This is a genomic window from Bradyrhizobium iriomotense (genome assembly GCF_030160715.1).
Taxonomy (GTDB): Bacteria; Pseudomonadota; Alphaproteobacteria; order Rhizobiales; family Xanthobacteraceae; genus Bradyrhizobium; species Bradyrhizobium iriomotense.
Genome location: NZ_BSOW01000007.1, coordinates 258351 through 276292, shown reverse-complemented (window position 1 = coordinate 276292; position 17942 = coordinate 258351). Strand labels below are relative to the sequence as shown.

Annotated in this window: 13 protein-coding genes; 9 read left to right on the top strand and 4 right to left on the bottom strand. The window is 64.5% G+C overall.

Features of this window, described 5'->3' with window-relative positions:
- Positions 1 to 159: 159 nt before the first annotated feature.
- From QQL28_RS12930 to QQL28_RS12915, 4 genes are all read left to right on the top strand, one after another.
- Positions 160 to 1875, top strand: coding sequence for a PQQ-dependent dehydrogenase, methanol/ethanol family (locus QQL28_RS12930; RefSeq protein WP_284265548.1), 1716 nt, complete (start codon positions 160 to 162; stop codon positions 1873 to 1875).
- A gap of 126 nt (positions 1876 to 2001) precedes the next feature.
- Positions 2002 to 3228: a c-type cytochrome gene (locus QQL28_RS12925; RefSeq protein ID WP_348522491.1), complete on the top strand. Its 1227-nt coding sequence runs from the start codon at positions 2002 to 2004 to the stop codon at positions 3226 to 3228.
- Between the two features lie 138 nt (positions 3229 to 3366).
- The gene (locus QQL28_RS12920) at positions 3367 to 4053 is read left to right on the top strand and encodes a response regulator (RefSeq protein ID WP_284265544.1); all 687 of its coding nucleotides are present in this window, start codon (positions 3367 to 3369) and stop codon (positions 4051 to 4053) included.
- A 103-nt stretch (positions 4054 to 4156) separates the two neighbouring features.
- A complete protein-coding gene (locus QQL28_RS12915) occupies positions 4157 to 4843 on the top strand; it encodes a response regulator (RefSeq protein ID WP_284265542.1) in 687 nt (228 codons plus the stop codon).
- Between the two features lie 483 nt (positions 4844 to 5326).
- Here QQL28_RS12915 and QQL28_RS12910 read toward each other — a convergent pair whose 3' ends face one another.
- Positions 5327 to 6676, bottom strand: a complete 1350-nt coding sequence (locus QQL28_RS12910; RefSeq protein WP_284265604.1) for a hybrid sensor histidine kinase/response regulator — start codon at positions 6674 to 6676, stop codon at positions 5327 to 5329.
- Between the two features lie 5 nt (positions 6677 to 6681).
- Positions 6682 to 7848 carry an FIST N-terminal domain-containing protein gene (locus QQL28_RS12905; RefSeq protein ID WP_284265540.1) on the bottom strand — a complete coding sequence of 389 codons (1167 nt, stop codon included), beginning with the start codon at positions 7846 to 7848 and terminating at the stop codon, positions 6682 to 6684.
- A 244-nt stretch (positions 7849 to 8092) separates the two neighbouring features.
- Between QQL28_RS12905 and QQL28_RS12900 the strand changes: the two genes are divergently transcribed.
- Both QQL28_RS12900 and QQL28_RS12895 read left to right on the top strand, forming a co-directional pair.
- Complete coding sequence (locus tag QQL28_RS12900; protein ID WP_284265538.1) at positions 8093 to 10132, top strand: methyl-accepting chemotaxis protein; 2040 nt, start codon at positions 8093 to 8095, stop codon at positions 10130 to 10132.
- 324 nt (positions 10133 to 10456) lie between these two features.
- Positions 10457 to 12514, top strand: coding sequence for a methyl-accepting chemotaxis protein (locus tag QQL28_RS12895; RefSeq protein ID WP_284265536.1), 2058 nt, complete (start codon positions 10457 to 10459; stop codon positions 12512 to 12514).
- A gap of 252 nt (positions 12515 to 12766) precedes the next feature.
- On the opposite strand, the gene QQL28_RS12890 is transcribed toward QQL28_RS12895, so the two are convergent.
- Positions 12767 to 13171, bottom strand: coding sequence for a DUF3175 domain-containing protein (locus tag QQL28_RS12890; protein WP_284265534.1), 405 nt, complete (start codon positions 13169 to 13171; stop codon positions 12767 to 12769).
- Positions 13172 to 13300: 129 nt separating this feature from the next.
- On the opposite strand from QQL28_RS12890, the gene QQL28_RS12885 reads away from it, so the two are divergent.
- The 3 genes from QQL28_RS12885 (at position 13301) to QQL28_RS12875 (ending at position 17296) form a co-directional block, all read left to right on the top strand.
- On the top strand, positions 13301 to 14779 hold the full coding sequence (locus tag QQL28_RS12885) for an MFS transporter (RefSeq protein WP_284265532.1): 1479 nt from the start codon (positions 13301 to 13303) through the stop codon (positions 14777 to 14779).
- A gap of 3 nt (positions 14780 to 14782) precedes the next feature.
- A complete protein-coding gene (otsB, locus tag QQL28_RS12880) occupies positions 14783 to 15592 on the top strand; it encodes a trehalose-phosphatase (protein ID WP_284265530.1) in 810 nt (269 codons plus the stop codon).
- A gap of 240 nt (positions 15593 to 15832) precedes the next feature.
- Complete coding sequence (locus QQL28_RS12875; protein ID WP_284265528.1) at positions 15833 to 17296, top strand: trehalose-6-phosphate synthase; 1464 nt, start codon at positions 15833 to 15835, stop codon at positions 17294 to 17296.
- A gap of 193 nt (positions 17297 to 17489) precedes the next feature.
- Here the strand turns inward: QQL28_RS12875 and QQL28_RS12870 are convergent, their stop codons facing one another.
- Positions 17490 to 17828 (bottom strand): hypothetical protein, encoded by a 339-nt coding sequence (locus QQL28_RS12870; RefSeq protein ID WP_284265526.1) that lies wholly within the window; start codon positions 17826 to 17828, stop codon positions 17490 to 17492.
- Positions 17829 to 17942: the final 114 nt, after the last annotated feature.

The following is a 17942-nucleotide window of genomic DNA, read 5'->3' as shown; positions in this document are numbered from 1 at the left end:
AAGCCGACGACGATTTGCACTACTACCTTCCGCCTATACTAAGCGCGCAAAGCCGATGCTGTAATTTCCAACGATGGCTCGCAGACAAACTGCGCATCAGGAGCGCAGCGCGCTCAGGCGCCCAACATGGCGTGCACAACAACACCGCGGAGGGAATACATGACCTTTGGAACGAAGGGCTTTTTGGCTGGCATTTCGATGATTGCGATGCTGGCCGCCGGCACGTCCGGCGCACGCGCCAACGACTCGGTGCTCAAGGCGCAATCCGACCAGAACCAGTGGGCCGTTGCCGGCCACGACTACGGCAATACGCGCTTCAGCCCGCTCAAGCAGATCAACAGCGAGAACGCCGGCAAGCTGACGCTCGCCTATTCGTTCTCGCTGGCGTCGCTGCGCTCGAACGAATCCTCGCCGATCGTCATCGGCAACACGCTCTACGTCTCGAGCTCCTGGGGCCCGAAATACGTCTACGCGCTCGATGCTGCGACCGGCGCGCGCAAATGGACCTACGAGCCGGACATTCCCGATGACGTGCTGCAATACGCCTGCTGCGACGTGAACAATCGCGGCGTCACCTACGCCGACGGCAAGATCTTCGTCGGCCGCCTCGACGGCAAGCTGACGGCACTCGATGCGGCCACCGGCAAGTCGCTGTGGACGGCGAAGGTGGTCGACTACAAGCAGGGCTCGGTCATCACCTCGCCGCCGGTCGTCGTGCGCGACAAGGTCATCACCGGCTTCGGCGGCGGCGAGTACGGCGCGCGCGGCGCGCTGCTGGCCTTCGACATCAACACGGGCAAGCAGGTGTGGCAGACCTACACCGTTCCCAATCCGGATGAGCCCGGCGGCGACAGCTGGAAGGGCGATACTGCCCAGCATGGCGGCGGCGCGGCCTGGCTGGTCGGCTCCTATGATCCGAAGACGGACACCGTCTATTGGGGCACCAGCAATCCCGGTCCGTGGAACACCGCGGTGCGCTCGACCGGCGACGGCAATTTCGGCAAGCTGACCAATCTGTACACGGCTTCCACGCTGGCGCTCGATCCCAACACCGGCAAGATCAAGTGGCACATCCAGACCACGCCGGCCGATGCCTGGGACTATGATGGCGTCAACGAGGCCGTGCTCGCCGATCTCAATATCGGCGGCACGACTGTTCCGACGCTGCTGAAGGCGGATCGCAACGGCTTCTTCTTCGTCGCCAACCGCGAGACCGGCAAGGTGCTGTCGGCGGAGAAATACGTCTTCTCCAACTGGGCGCAGAAGTGGGACATCGCCACGATGCGTGCGGTCGAGGATCCCGACAAGCGTCCGGGGCCGGGCCATCCCGCCAAGGACATCTGCCCGAACCTGATCGGCGGCAAGAACTGGCAGCCGATGTCGTTCAACCCGGAGACAGGCCTCGTCTACATCCCGTCCAACAACGTCTGCATGGACTGGTCGGTCGGCGACGTCACCTACAAGCGTGGCGTGTTCTATCTCGGCGCCGAATTCCCGACCAAGGAAGGCCCCGGCGGCTTCCTCGGCGAGCTCGTGGCCTGGGATCCGGTCGCCCAGAAGAAGGTCTGGTCGATCAAGGAAGACCTGCCGTTCAACGGCGGCACGCTGACCACCGGCGGCGGCCTCGTGTTTGCCGGCAACATCCATGGCGACTTCCGCGCCATCGATGCGAAGTCCGGCAAGGTGCTGTGGAGCAAGAACCTCGGCTCCGGCATCGGCGCGGGTCCGGTGACCTACCAGGTCGACGGCAAGCAATACGTCGCCATCGTCGTCGGCCGCACGGCTTCGCTGCCTGCGTTCCTGGGCGAGGTAGGCAAGAAGATGACGGCCGCAGCTCCCGAGGGCGGTTCGCTCTTCGTGTTCTCCGTCCAGTGACCACTCGCGCGCGTATCTCAGAGGTGACGAGGTACGCGCGCGCTTTTTCCAGACGATCGTTGCGGCATCGGCTGATGCCCCGTGCCGCAGCATCTGGTCCAACAATTCCCAACTACGGAGATGAGGATGCGCCGGAATCATCTTGGAAGTGGCAAGCGCCGAAATCGCACCGTTGCCGGGCTCGTCGCATGGGCGGCCGCATCCGCGATGACCGCACCGGTCACGACGACTCAGGCGGACGAGGCGCAGCCGTTCCGTCTCTGCGCCGATCCGACCAATCTGCCGTTCTCGAGCGATAGTCCGTCGCAGCCGGGCTTCTACGTCGAGATCGGGCAAGCCCTGGCGCAGGCGCTGGGACAGCCGATCGCGTATGACTGGTACAAATCCTATTTCGGCAAGCGCACCGTGCGCGTCACGCTGCTGGGCAAGCAATGCGATGCGATGATCGGCCTGCCGCGCTCCGAGGATTTCATGGGACCGGCCGTGATCTTCTCCAACAGCTTCGCGAAGGAAGGCTACGCCCTGGTGGCGGCGAAGGGACGGGCGATCGGCGGCGTCGATGGCCTCAAGGGCAAGCGCGTTGCCGTGCAGTTCGCCAGCACGCCGCAAAACCTGCTCGCGAGCCGTGACGACATCCAGAAGGTCACCGTGCTGTCGCCCGAGGAAGGCATGCAGGTGCTCGACCAGGGCAAGGCCGACGTCGCCTTCATCTGGGGACCCGTCGCCGGCTGGCTGAACAAGACCACCTACAAGGATCGCTATCAGATCGAGCTCACCGAAGGCGAAGGCCTGTCATGGGATGCGGCCATAGGCTTTGCGAAAACGTCGACGGAGCTGCGCGATCGCGTCGATGCCATCCTGCCGCAGCTTCACAAGACGATCGCCGACCTTGCGATGAAATACGGCTTGCCGACCGGCCAACCCGTTCGCTTCGGCGCGTCCCCGGCGGTGCCGGCGGGAACAACGACGGGAACGGGAACCGGAGCTCAAGCCGGAGCCCAAACCGGAGCCCAAACCGGAGCCCAAGTGACTGAGGTCGCCAATGTGGTGGCGACCGAGACCAAGGGCGACGCGGCCGCGCCAAGCGCCGAGGCGGTCGGCACGGGCAAGGAGATCTTCAACGGCACCTGTGCGCATTGTCACGGACCCGACGCGATCCAGAGCGAGCGGAAGATCGACCTGCGGCTGCTGCGTCACCGCTACGGCGACGAGATGCGCGAGAAATACTGGACCACCGTGCATGAAGGACGGCCTGCCAAGGGCATGCCGGCCTGGAACGAAGTCTTCACCGACGACCAGTTCGACAACATCTATTCCTTCCTGCTGACGGTTCAGTCCGAATCGAACGACTGAACGATCTTGACCGGACGCGATCGGGAGGATGTGCTAGCGTCCATCCGGCATCATCCCGGCGCCGGACGGGCGCCGCATGGATGCGCCACTTCCGCTCATGCGGTGGAGTCTCGTGCGGTGGAGTGTTGGGAAGGCGCCATGACCAGCTTCCTGATCATCGACGATCATCCGCTGTTTCGCGAGGCGCTTGGCAATGCGGTGCGGCTGGCATTGCCAGAGGCACGGATCTTCGAGGCGATGTCGATCGAGGACGCCCTGCATGTCCTGTCGGCCGAACAGGGGATCGACCTCGCGCTGCTCGATCTGTCGCTGCCGGATGCGACCGGCTTCTCCGGATTTCTCCGCCTGCGCGAGACCTATCCGCGCCTGCCCGTCGCCATCGTGTCGAGCGAGGAGGATCAGCACGTCGTCCGCGAGGCGCTGGCGCTGGGCGCCGCCGGCTATCTGCCGAAGTCGACCTCGAAGCGCGAGCTTGCGCAATCGATCGAAGGCGTGCTGAGCGGATCGGTGTCGGTGCCGAAGGATTTTGTCGCAACCCCGCAGCGGCGCCGGGCCGACACCAGCAAGGCGCTCGCGGTCAAGCTGCGCGAGCTCACGCCGCAGCAGCTTCGTGTGCTCGACCTGTTGCGCCGCGGCTATCCGAACCGGCAGATCGCCCAGGAGCTGCAACTCGCGGAGTCCACCGTGAAGGCGCATATCACCGAGATCCTGCGCAAGCTCGGCCTGTTCAGCCGCAACAAGGCGATCATCGAGATCGGCAAGATGGACCTGCCCGATCCCAAGGGCCGGCCCTATGCGCGCCTCGATCGCGGCAGGCCGCAATGACGCGCGCCTTCGTTTTTGACATGGGTCAACTCGGCTCGTCCCGACTGATGCATGCTCAATCCAATTTGGACCCCGTCAACACTTTGGGAATGGCTCACGCGTGATGCGATTTCTGATTGTCGAAGACCATCCATTGTTTCGCGAGGCACTCGAGGGCGCGCTGCAGATGGTGGCGCCCGACGCCGAGATCCTTCAGGCGATTTCGATCGACGGCGCGCTCGAGCTGATGTCGGCGACGTCAGGGCTCGATCTCATCCTCCTCGATCTGTCGATGCCGGGCACGACTGGCCTTTCGGGCATCATCCGCATCCGCAAGGCGTTTCCCAAAATTCCAGTCGTCATCGTATCCGGGCATCAGGATCCGCAGATCATCTCCGGCGCGCTGTCGCTCGGGGTCGCCGGCTACATCCTCAAATCCTCGTCCAAGCAGGATCTCGCGCAGTCGATCGGTGACGTCCTGCGCGGCGCGGTCTGCGTTCCCGGCGCCTACCGGTCGACCCGCCCGCAACGCGCCACAGGCCCGACGCAGGATCTCATCAAGCGCCTGCACGACCTGACACCGCAGCAATTGCGCGTGCTCGAAATGCTCAAGCGCGGTTTGCAGAACAAGCAGATCGCCTATGAGCTGAAGATTTCGGAGACCACGGTGAAGGTCCACGTCTCCGACATCCTGCGCAAGCTCAACGTGCTGAGCCGCACCAAGGCCATCGTCGAAATGTCCCGGATCGATTTCGCAACGCTGGCGAGCGAAGGGTCGAGGGCAAAGCACGATCGCGCGCAGTCCGAGTAGCAGGGCTGCGGCTCGATGCTCTCCCTTTCCTCACTCCTTGAGAGTGTTACTGCGCGCAATTGACGAGTTTCGCTCTGGCATTTCCGATGATGGCGTTATTTCGCTGATTTTCTCGATATATCAATGGCTTCTCATGATGCGTAAGGCGTGATGACCTAAAACCATCGACTCCTTTGCATGGGGTTGTTTTCGATATTTTGGTGTGGGCCATGCGCGATAGCCTCGCCGCAAGCGAATGGCTTTTGGTTGAATCGATTGCCCCCGCGGGCTCGGTAACCTCTCCCGCTTGCGGGAGAGGCGTAGGCCGCCTTCGGCGGCCGTCCTCAGGAGACGCCGAGGCGAAGCCTCGGCTATGGCGTAGCGCCGCGTGAGGGCTCTCTCCTCATCGGGGCTGTCCCATTGCGGAAGCACCCTCTCCCCAACCCTCTCCCGCAAGCGGGAGAGGGAGCGCACCTCCTTCGTGGCGCGGCAATCGCATCACCCCTAGGTCAGCAGGAACGACAGCAGAGCGCGCATCTCGGCGGGCTTGATCGGCTTCTTCAGCACTTCGAGGCCGTGGAGGCTGGCTTCCTTCGCGGCCTTCTCCGAATAGTCGGCCGTGATGATCATGGCGGGCACGTCCAGCTTCAGATGCTGGCGGATGTCGGCGACGGCCGACAAGCCGCTCTCGCCGTGGTCGAGATGGAGATCGGCGATCACGGCGTCGGGGGCGCCGCCGAGCTCGCTGAGGCGCAGCAAGGCGTCGGCGGCCGATCGCGTGGTCGCGACGTCGCAGCCCCAGCCTTCCAGCAGGGCGGCCATGGCCTCGGAGCCGTTCGGATCGTTCTCGATCAAGAGGATCTTGGCGCCTTCGAGCCCGCCATAGTGCCGCTCGGCGAGCTTGACCTCGTGCACCTCGTCGCTGACCTCAGTGAGGTCGGCCGGCTCCAGCTCCAGGGCGAAGGTCGATCCCCTGCCGACATGAGATGACAGGTGCACCTCATGTCCGAGCACGGTCGCGAAACGGCGGACGATCGAGAGGCCGAGGCCGAAACCGGCCTGGTCGGTGGCGCTGGCCTCGCCGCGCTGGAATTCGCGGAAGATCGCTTCCTGCTGCGCCGGCGCGATTCCAGGCCCGGTGTCGGAGACCTGGACGCAGATGCGCTCGCCCCTCGGCCGGCATCCCATGATGACGCCGCCGCTGCGGGTGTAGCGAATGGCATTGGCAAGCAGGTTTTGCAGGATCCGCCGCAGCATCATCGCGTCCGACGTTACCGCGAGCGGTGAGGTGCGGATGCGCAAGGACAGACCTTGCCGCGCAGCGATCGGCTCGAACTCGTTGCGGAGCTGCTCGAACAACGGCGCCAGCGCAATCGGGCGCACGTCGGGCCTGAGCGCGCCGGCGTCGAGCTTGGCGATCTCCAGCAGCGAGCGCAGCAGGTCCTCCAGCGTCACCAGCGAGCGATCGACCTGATCGATCAGCAGGCCCGCCTCCTGCGATTCCATCATCTCGGTCAGCGCCGACAGCGTCAGGCGCGCCGCGTTGAGCGGCTGCAACAGATCGTGGGTGACCGAGATCAGCACCGAGGATTTCAGCGAGCTCGCAGCCTCGGCCTGCTGCTTGGCGCGGTAGAGCCCCTCATTGGCGCGCTCGATCGAATGCAGGGCCTCGCGCAACTGGTGCGTCCGGTCGCGAACCTGGTGGTCCAGCGCAATCGCCGTCTCGAACAGCGAGAACGCATTGAGCTGCTGATCCATCGACCGCTCGACGCGGGACATCAGCGCCGCATTGATCTTCCGCAGCTTCGCGGCCTCGCGCCGGAGCTCGTCGACCGTATCAGGGCTTTGCAACATGTCCGTCACGCCGGCCGCCTGCCGATCGCGACGCCGGTGAACGTCTGGTTCACATGCATCGAGCCGAACTGCTCGCCATAGGTATGAAAGCCGACGACGCGATTCTGCCGGTACAGCTCGGACATGTCGCGAGCGAGCTGATGCTGCTCGGCGTCGAGCCGGCGCAGCAGGCATTCGAAGCCGATGAAGAGCGACACGTCGCCGATCTCATCGCGAATGTCGGCAAACGTATCGCGTGTCGTGCCGACCAGGCTTCGCGACGTCGCCGCCGTCAGCACCATGCCCTCGTCGATGGCGCAGAAGAAATGCAAGGAGCCGTCCGGTTCGACGCGCTGGATCGACCGCGCGTAATAGGAGCCGCCGACGCGCACCAGCACGGGGTGGGACGCAAAGGAGAACGGGTCGAGCTTGGCGTCCATGATCCCGACCATGCGCGAATATTCCTTCGCCGCAGGCTCCGCGTTCAGCTCCCTGACCGTTCGATTCTCGATGTCGGCCTCGGTGACCACCATCTTCTGCGGCTGCGGCTCGAAATTGTCGCACTTGAAGACCCGGAACGGCAGCGACGTGTTCAGGAGGATCAAGAGGGCGGCGTTGGTGTGGGCCTGGCCGTCGAAGAACACAAAGGTCTTCTCGAAGCGCATCCCGTCGCCCGCCGATCCGCCGACGACCGGAATGTCGTCGAGCGAGGCATAGATGGCGGACATCACCGCTTCCTCGCGGCGGCACAGGCCGTCGATCAAGACCAGGCCGAACGGATTGCCGCGGTCGACCTGCGGGGTGACCCGCAGCAGCTCGTGCCGCAACTCGCCGCCGATCCGGCGGCCGTCCTCGACGCGAAAACTGTCGAGATTGAGAATCGGCCGGATCACCGCCGAGAAGTCGGCGCGGCTGAACGCCAGCGCCACGACGCTGTTCTCGTCCCAGCCGTCCGGCGCAAGCTCGCCCGCGGTCGTGCAACCGCAGACCTGGGTCTCATCGAAATGCCGGGTGATCTCGGCGATGAAGTGATGGGGATCGTAAGCGGGGGAGAGGAAGACCAGGATCAGCGCCAGCTCGTCGGATGGGAGCTGGGCCACAAGATCGGCCACGGCTTCATCGACGCTGGCAGCCTTCGACTTGGCAACGGCAACGCCAGACGCACCGCCAAACCGAAAGTCGGTTTGCCCCACTCCGTTTCTCCCCTCGAGGACCGGCCCGGTCTGACGCCATGAGCCTGACAAGTGTCCGACAAGTGCCCCAAGAGTAAGGCGTTTCCCGGTTAGTCGCAACACGGCGCCACGCAGGCGGGGGACAGGATGCAGGCCGGACGAATTTACCGCCCCTTGACGTTTCTGCCTTAATTTTCCGCACCGGTTCGGGAGGGGCTGCTTCCGGGCCGCACGATCGTTGCAAGAACAAAGTGTGGGGGTTGGAATGACCGGGCGTACCGCGTCGACGTCGAAGCGCACATTTTTTCCGACCCTTAGGTTCCGCGCCAAGATCATTCTCGGCTTTGCAGCCGTGCTCGTGATCTCGGCCGTCAGCATGGCCTTTGCCTATTTCGGCTTTGAGCGGGTGTCGTCCGGCGTCGGCTCCTACCGCGCCAGCGTCTCCGAGGCTGACCTCGCCCGCACGATCGATCGCGAGCTGCTCGCCTATCGTTCGGCCGCCCGCTATTTCGTCGTCACCGGCAAGGAGGATGACGCCAAGGTGGCGCTGGAGGCCGAAGCCGGCCTGAAGAGCGCCATCGACCAGGCCATCAAGGGCACCAGGAAGCCGGCGCGGCGGGAAAGCCTCAACAAGCTCGCCAAGGAGTTTTCGAACTTCTCAGCGACCTTTGCCAGGATCCTGCAAGCCAAGCGCGACAGCGCGCTCCTGGTGCAGAACCAGCTTCAGCGCAACGCCAATCTCCTGAAGTACAAGCTCGACGACATCGGCAACAACGCCTCCGATGCCGAGGCGCAGGCGATCGAGTTCGGCACCAAGCAGGTCAATGCCCAGTTCCAGACCGCGAGCGCGGCGGCGACCAACTTCGTTCTCAATTCCGACCAGGCGCTTGCCGCAAGCGCGCTGGCGCGGCTGAAATTCGTCGAGAATTCGCTCAATGCCATCTATTCGATGGATGACAAGATCGTCGTCGGGCTCAAGGACGCCAAGGGCCTGCTTGTGGCCTACCGCGAGGCGCTGGAGAAGCTCGTCGCCAATGCCAAGATGATCGACGACCTCGTCACCGAGATGAGCGGCTCGGCGGGCGCCATCATGCAGGGCGCGACCGCGATGAAGGCCGATCTGGTGTCCGAGCAGCAGCGGCTGGAAACGGAATCCGAGGCCAGCATCGACCAGACGGAGCATCTGATCCTGACGCTGGCTGCCGGTGGCACGCTGCTCGGTGCCATCCTCGCATTCCTGCTCGGTACCGGCATCTCGCGGCCGATGATCGCGATGTGCAAGGCGATGCGGGAGCTGGCCTCGGGCAATTTCGAGGTCGTGCTGCCGGGCCTTGGCCGCAAGGACGAGATCGGCGAGATGGCCGGCGCGGTCGAAGAGTTCAAGATGCAAGCGGTGGCGAAAGCCGAGCGCGATGCGGCGAGCAGCGAAGCCCAGAACAGGGAGACGGCCGCGGCCCGCCGCGCCGAGCTGATCCGCTTTGCCGATGATTTCGAGACCGCGGTCGGCGCCATCGTCTCCAACGTCTCGGGGTCCGCCGTGCAGCTCGAATCGGCTGCCTCTACGCTGACCCGCACGGCCGAGACCACACAGAGCCTGTCGAGCCAGGTCGCGGGCGTGTCCGAGCAGGCCTCCTCCAACATGCAGTCGGTCGCCACCGCGACCGAAGAGCTCTCGGCCTCGGTCGAGGAGATCGGCCGCCAGGTCCGCGATTCCAGCCGCATTGCGGAGGCCGCCGTCGTGCAGGCCAAGGAGACCGACGGCCGCATTGGAAAACTCTCGCATGCGGCCCAGCAGATCGGTGAGGTCGTCAAGCTGATCACGGCGATCGCCGAGCAGACCAACCTTTTGGCGCTGAACGCCACCATCGAGGCGGCCCGCGCCGGCGAAGCCGGCCGCGGCTTTGCGGTGGTGGCCAGCGAAGTGAAGTCGCTGGCAAACCAGACCGCGAAGGCGACCGACGAGATCTCCTCGCATATCACGGGCATGCAGGGCGCGACCGCGGAGTCGGTCGCGGCGATCAAGGAGATCGGCGCCACCATCGGCCAGATCTCGACGATCGCGACCTCGATTGCGAGCGCCGTGGAAGAGCAGGGCGCCGCCACGCAGGAGATCGCCCGCAGCGTGCAGAACGTTGCACAGGGCACGCAGACGGCGGCCACCGATATCGGCCAGGTCAACCGCGGCGCCGCCGAGACCGGCTCGGCCTCGGAAGAGGTGCTGAACTCGGCCAAGACGCTCTCCAGCGAAAGCACCCGCCTGCGCGCCGAGCTCGACCGCTTCATGGCGAACATCAGGGCGGCGTAAGTAGGCCCGTCTGTCGCCTCATCTTCCGGTGTCGTCCTGGCGAAGGCCGGGACCCCCGCGCGAGCGCTTGCGCTCGTCGCGATATCCCCAGGGAGGAGTGGCGGCGCGAGGCTGATAACCACGAGTCTTCGCCAAACCCAATCCTGTGGTTATAGGTCCCGGCCTTCGCCGCGACGACAGCTGGGGATGCCTCTCGAACGCGCCCCCTCCACACCGCCGCAAATTTACCGCGGCTTATCCTTTCCGCCGTATTTTACCAGGGAGTCAGGGAGCGGGCTGCTCCTGGATTGCGGCTGGCTGGCCGCAGGTGAAATGGGGTGGGGCATGACCGTCACGTCCGAGGAAGCGTCGAAGCAAGCGACGAGGGCAAAGCGCGCAATCGTTCCGACGTTGCGCTTTCGCGCGAAGATCATCCTCGGTTTTGCCGCGGTGCTGGTGATCCTGGCCGTCAGCATGGCCGCTGCCTATCTCGGCTTCGAGCGGGTCGCAGGCGCCGTGACGTCCTACCGGACCAGCGTGTCGGAAGCGGACCTCGCCCGGGGCGTCGACCGGGACATGATCTCCTACCAGGCGCTGGCGCGGGCCTACACGCTGACCGGCGCACCCGATGATGAGACCGCGGCCAAGGCCGCCGAGGAGAATCTCAAATCGGCGATCGCGAAATCCATGGCCGCCACCACGGCGCCGGCGCGGCGCGAGCAGGTCGGCAAGCTGCAACAGGAATTCCAGGCCTTCGCAAAAATCTTCGCCGACATCGTCACGGTGACGCGCGAGAACACCAGGATCGCCGGCGAGGAGCTCAACGTCGTCGGCAACAAGATCCGCTTCAAGTTCGACGATCTCGCCGACACCGCGGCGCTGGCGGGGCTGCCGTCGGTGCAGACCACGGCCAAGGACATCACCTCGCAATATCTCGCCGTCTCCACCTCGGTCAGCGCCTTCATCGCCAAGCCCGAGATGAAGGCCGCCGACGGCATTACCGCGCGCGTAAAATTCCTGGAGACCCTTTTGGTCTCGATCTATGCCAACGATCAGAAGATCACCGACCGCGTCACCGAGATCGGCAATCTCCTGAAGCAGTATCGCGCGTCCTTCGCAAAATTGTCCGACAACGTGAAGGCGGTTGCCAAGCTAAACGGTGAGATGACCAGGTCGGCCGGTGCCATCCTGAAACTCTCGAACGAGCTGAGGTCGGACCTGACCGCTGACCAGCAGCGCATCGAGGCCAGTGCCAATGCAGCGATCGGCGAGACCGAGCGGTTGATCCTGATGCTGGCGCTGGGCGGCCTCGCAGTTGGCGCCGTGCTGGCGCTGATGCTGGGCAACGGCATCTCGCGGCCGATGATCGCGATGTGCAAGGCGATGCGGGAGCTGGCCTCGGGCAATTTCGAGGTCGTGCTGCCGGGCCTTGGCCGCAAGGACGAGATCGGCGAGATGGCCGGTGCGGTCGAAGAGTTCAAGATGCAAGCGGTGGCGAAAGCCGAGCGCGATGCGGCAACCAGCGAAGCCCAGAACAGGGAGACGGCCGCGGCCCGCCGCGCCGAGCTGATCCGCTTTGCCGATGATTTCGAGACCGCGGTCGGCGCCATCGTCTCCAACGTCTCGGGGTCCGCCGTGCAGCTCGAATCGGCTGCCTCTACGCTGACCCGCACGGCCGAGACCACACAGAGCCTGTCGAGCCAGGTCGCGGGCGTGTCCGAGCAGGCCTCCTCCAACATGCAGTCGGTCGCCACCGCGACCGAAGAGCTCTCGGCCTCGGTCGAGGAGATCGGCCGCCAGGTCCGCGATTCCAGCCGCATTGCGGAGGCCGCCGTCGTGCAGGCCAAGGAGACCGACGGCCGCATTGGAAAACTCTCGCATGCGGCCCAGCAGATCGGTGAGGTCGTCAAGCTGATCACGGCGATCGCCGAGCAGACCAACCTTTTGGCGCTGAACGCCACCATCGAGGCGGCCCGCGCCGGCGAAGCCGGCCGCGGCTTTGCGGTGGTGGCCAGCGAAGTGAAGTCGCTGGCAAACCAGACCGCGAAGGCGACCGACGAGATCTCCTCGCATATCACGGGCATGCAGGGCGCGACCGCGGAGTCGGTCGCGGCGATCAAGGAGATCGGCGCCACCATCGGCCAGATCTCGACGATCGCGACCTCGATTGCGAGCGCCGTGGAAGAGCAGGGCGCCGCCACGCAGGAGATCGCCCGCAGCGTGCAGAACGTTGCACAGGGCACGCAGACGGCGGCCACCGATATCGGCCAGGTCAACCGCGGCGCCGCCGAGACCGGCTCGGCCTCGGAAGAGGTGCTGAACTCGGCCAAGACGCTCTCCAGCGAAAGCACCCGCCTGCGCGCCGAGCTCGACCGCTTCATGGCGAACATCAGGGCGGCGTAAGTAGGCCCGTCTGTCGCCTCATCTTCCGGTGTCGTCCTGGCGAAGGCCGGGACCCCCGCGCGAGCGCTTGCGCTCGTCGCGATATCCCCAGGGAGAAGTTGCGGCGCGAACTGGCAACCACTAGTCTTCGCCAAACCACTTCCTGTGGTTATGGGTCCCGGCCTTCGCCGGGACGACAGCGGAGTGAAGTTCGCTTGTCCGGGATGACGAACTGAGTGTGCGGGCTGTCTGAATTTATTCACGCCGCAGCGCTCACTCCCTCCCGAACGCCCGCTTCAATTCCACCTTCGCGCGCTCGAGCCGCGTGCGCTGCGTCTTCGGCAGGGTCTTGCCGGCGCGGTTGATGTAGAAGGTCAGCATCGATAGCGCCGATCGATAGGCGCCGGACTTGCGGCGCCTCGAGTGCTCGGCCGAGCGCTTCAGGGACGCCGCGATCCTCTTCGGGCTGGTCTGCTTGAACACGCCGCGCTTGAGATCGAGCGCGTCGCTCTCCTTCGTCACCCGCTGCGACCAGCGCTCGGGCGCTGCACGTTTCGATATCTTGCGCGCGGATGTCTTGCGCGAGCCGGGATGGCGCCGCGTACGGCTTGATGTTCGATGCGCCGCCTTGCGCTTTGCGGTTTTGCGCGAATGTGTCGACTTTCTGACTTGAGCCATGCGTTAACTCCTTGCAGCTCCTCTGAAAACTGCTGCGCTACGAGGCGGTTCCTCCTGGAACCTGACTTCGCCGTAAACGTTGTCGGATGGTCGCGGATTGAATCAGGCCGCACCTCCAGCAATAGCGCGATGGACTTGCAGCAAACCCCAGCGCTGAAGTTTGGTTCTGCAGTCTCGGCGGCAGCGCATGATCGCGTCGTCGAGACCAGCATTCCCTCGCGCCTCGACGCGCTGCCCTGGAGCGGCTTTCACACCCGCGTCGTGCTCGCGCTCGGCATCACCTGGATTCTCGACGGGCTGGAGGTGACGCTGGCCGGCGCGCTCTCCGGCGCCTTGAAGCAAAGCCCGGTGCTGCGCTTCTCCAATTTCGATCTCGGCATCGCCAACTCCGCCTATCTTGCCGGCGCGGTGCTGGGCGCGCTCGGCTTCGGCTGGTTGACCGATCGCATCGGGCGCAAGAAGCTGTTCTTCATCACGCTGGCCGTTTACCTGTCCGCGACCGCCGCGACCGCGTTGTCGTGGAATATCGCGAGCTACGCGCTGTTTCGTTTCCTCACCGGCGCCGGCATCGGCGGCGAATACACCGCGATCAACTCGACCATCCAGGAATTGGTGCCGGCGCGCTACCGCGGCTGGACCGATCTCGTCATCAACGGCAGCTTCTGGATCGGCGCCGCCATGGGCGCGGTGAGCGCCATCATCCTGCTCGATCCTGCCGTGATCGGTCCCGATCTCGGCTGGCGTCTCGCTTATCTGATCGGTGCGACGATCGGTCTGGTCGTGCTGTTCATGCGGATGTGGATCCCGGAGAGCCCACGCTGGCTGATGATCCATGGCCGCCCCGATGAGGCCCACGCGATCGTCGATGACATCGAGCGGTCCGTGATCGGCCACCAGCAGGGCGAGGCCGCTTCGGCGAAGATCCGCCTTAAAATGCGCGACCACACGCCGCTCGGCGAGGTCGTGCATACGCTGTTCTCGGTCTATCGCCAGCGTGCGCTGGTGGGACTGGTGCTGATGAGCGCGCAGGCCTTCTTCTACAACGCGATCTTCTTCACCTTCGCGCTGGTGCTGACCGATTTCTACGGCATCAGCGCCGACGGCGTCGGCTGGTACATCCTCCCCTTTGCCGCCGGCAATTTCCTCGGCCCGTTATTGCTCGGTCGCCTCTTCGATACGCTCGGCCGCCGTACCATGATCGTGCTGACCTATGGCGTGTCAGGCGTGTTGCTTGCAGTCTCGGGTTATCTCTTCTCGATCGGCGCGCTGAGCGCGCAGGGACAGACGATCGCCTGGATGGTGATCTTCTTCTTTGCTTCGCCGGCTGCGAGCGCCGCCTATCTCACCGTCAGCGAAACCTTTCCGCTGGAGGTGCGCGCGCTCGCGATCGCGGTGTTCTATGCGATCGGCACCGGCATTGGCGGGGTCGTGGGTCCCGCGCTGTTCGGTGCGTTGATCGATACCGGCTCCCGCACCAGCGTGTTCGCAGGCTACCTTCTGGGATCGGCGCTGATGATCGCGGCCGCAATCGTGGCGTGGCGCTATGCCGTTGCCGCCGAGCGCAAGCCGCTCGAACAAATCGCGCGGCCGCTTGCCTATATGGAGTAGACTATGAATTCGGAAGTGATGGACATACGAACCATGGAAGATGACGAGACGCCGGAGACAGTGCCGGTGCCGCAGGCCCTGGTGCCGCATCTCAGCGAGACGGCGATTCTGCTCGACATCGACGGCACGCTGCTCGAACTGATGCCGACGCCGCGCGAGGTCTGGGTGCCGCCAGGCCTCTCGAAGACGCTCAATGGCTTGGTCGAACGGACCTCCGGCGCGCTCGCGCTGGTCAGCGGACGCTCGCTCAACGACATCGATCTGATCTTCGCGCCGGATCAATTTCCCGCCGTCGGCGGTCACGGTGCGGAGATGCGCCTCGACGCCGATGCCGAGGCGGTCGCGAGCCATGCCCCGCCGATGGACAAGGAATTGAAGCGGCGCCTCGCCGCGATCGCAAAGCTCTCACCCGGCATTCTGCTCGAGGACAAGGGCTACTCGCTCGCGCTGCATTATCGTCTCGCCCCGCATGCGGAGAAGGCGATCTATGCGGCGGTGTCGCTGATCCGCGCCGATCTGCCGAACGCGCCGATCGAAGTGCTGCCCGGCAAGTTCGTCTGCGAGATCAAGCATTCCGGCTTCACCAAGGCGAGCGGCGTGCGCGAGTTGATGACGCATGAGCCGTTCAGGGGCCGCCGTCCGCTGTTCATCGGCGACGATGTCACCGATGAAACCGTGTTCGCGATCATGCCCGACATGAATGGACTTGCATTCTCGGTGGGACGTCGCGCGCGCGGCGTGAATGGTCATTTCGACTCACCCAGTGATGTGCGTGAGTTCCTCGCCCATCTGCTCGACGGCGATACAAGGTAAAAGCAAGGCAGCGCCACGCGAGAGCCATAAAGGCCTCGGAACCCCGCGGCGCGCGCATGTTTCTTGCCGCGCAACAGGGAACGCCAAAAACTGTCTTTGCATCGAATTTTCGTTTCAGAGGACAAATGAAGGTTCCAGCGCGCGCGCCTGATTTTGGTTTCAATTGGTTGAAACCATGAACAGGAACCATATTGATGAACGCCAGTTAAACGAGGCGGAATAACAGGAGGGGACGACCCTGTGAATCTCGTCGTCATATCGAACCGCGTCGCGCGCGGGAAAGCCAACGAACCCATGACGGGCGGTCTCGCTGCCGCTTTGCTTCCCGTGGTGGAACATTCGGGAGCGATCTGGGTGGGTTCCTCGGGCCGGGTGCGCGATGGCCACCAGAAGGAACCCTTCGCCGAGATCGAAGCACTCGGCACCGGTGCGCTGGCGACGCTGGATCTGCCGGCGGCGCATTACGGCGGCTATTACGAAGGTTTTGCCAATTCGGCGCTGTGGCCGGCGCTGCATTCGCGCAGCGATCTCATTCGCGTCTCGCAAGGCGACTACCTCAGCTATCGCGAGGTCAACGCCTTCATGGCGCGCGCGCTGCTGCGTTTCCGCAAAGAGCGGACCGCCTTCTGGGTGCAGGATTATCATTTCCTTGCGCTCGGCGCGGAGCTGCGCGATCTCAACGTCGAAGACCCGATCGGCTTCTTCCTGCATACGCCGTGGCCGGTGCCGGCGGTGATCCAGGGCGTGCCGCATCATCGCGAGCTGATCGAGGCGATGCTCGGCTATGATCTCATCGGCTTCCAGACCGAGGAGGACTGCCGCAATTTCCTCAGCTATGTCGGTCAGGAACTCGGACTGACGATCGTGGACGGCATCGTCATCTCGAAGCACGGACGCACGCGATGCCAGGTGTTTCCAATCGGCATCGATGCGGAAAAATTTGCGCAGTATGCCGCGAAGTCGGTCTCGCATCCCGACGTGTCGCGGCTGCGCCGCAGCCTCAACGGCGAGAAGCTCGCGATCGGCGTCGACCGGCTCGATTATTCCAAGGGCCTCGTCAATCGCATCAGCGCGTTCGATCGCCTGTGGACCGAACAGCCGCAGTTCTTGCGCAGCATCTCGCTGCTTCAGATCGCAAACCCCTCGCGCGGCGGCATCGAAGCCTATGGCAATCTCCAGAACGAGGTCGCGCGCCTCGTCACCGACGTCAACGGCCGCCATGGCGAGGTCGACTGGACGCCGATCCGCTACCTCAACAAGGGTTTTAGCCAGGCAGTGCTTGCGGGCCTCTACCGCACCGCGCAGGTCGGCGTGGTGACGCCGCTCCATGACGGCATGAACCTCGTCGCCAAGGAATACGTCGCCGCGCAAAACCCGGCCGATCCCGGCGTGCTCGTGCTGTCGAAATTCGCGGGCGCGGCCAACGAGCTCGATACTGCGCTGCTGGTCAATCCGCACGACGTCGACGGCATGGCGCGCGCGATCTCGATCGCAGCCTCGATGCCGCTCACCGAGCGCAAGATGCGCTGGGAGGCGATGATGAAGAAGCTGCGCGGGCACACCATCCAGCAATGGTCCGCCGACTTCGTCGCGGAGCTCGAGAAGAGCCGGATCGAGAAACCTGCCGTGGTGCCACTGGCCGCGCAACCGCCGCAGGCGCTACGCTGGCTGAAGTCGGCGATCTCGGGCGTGAGGTTGATGTAGAATCCAGGAAGCTTGCTCCGCGCTCGATCGCCCTCTCCCCTTGTGGGAGAGGGTGGATCGCCGCGTAGCGGCGAGACGGGTGAGGGGTTCTCTCCGCGAATGAATCTCTTGCAGTTGAATTCGCGGAGAGAACCCCTCATCCGGCGCTTCGCGCCACCTTCTCCCACAAGGTGAGAAGGGAAGGAGAGACACCTCAATAACAATACGACACGCCGTCGAGCACAGCGCAGCGCCGCTTGTTCGGTGCGTTGGGATCATCCATCGGCACCATGCCGTTGCCCTGGCCGACGAACACGCCCTGGCCGACATGCACCGACGATTTGTTGCCGATGATCACGCTTGGATGCGGCGACGCGCTCGAGCGCGTGCCGTCCGGCCAGATGATGGCATCGCCCGCCAGCACCCCGCGCCGGCCGTCATCGCAGGTGACCTCGACGCCCTGGCGCGTGCACATCTGCGCGGACGCCTGGCCCGAAATCACCGAGACGACCGATACAAGGCCCAAGGCGGCGATGGCTCGAAAGCAGGTCATGGTGTCCCCCTCTCATCTGTCGGAAGCGCTGCTCGGTGAATCGTCGCGCCAGAGCCGCCGCCGGTTCACCCCGGGTGGTACGGCTCAAGCTCTGAGCGTCTATATATTCTTGTT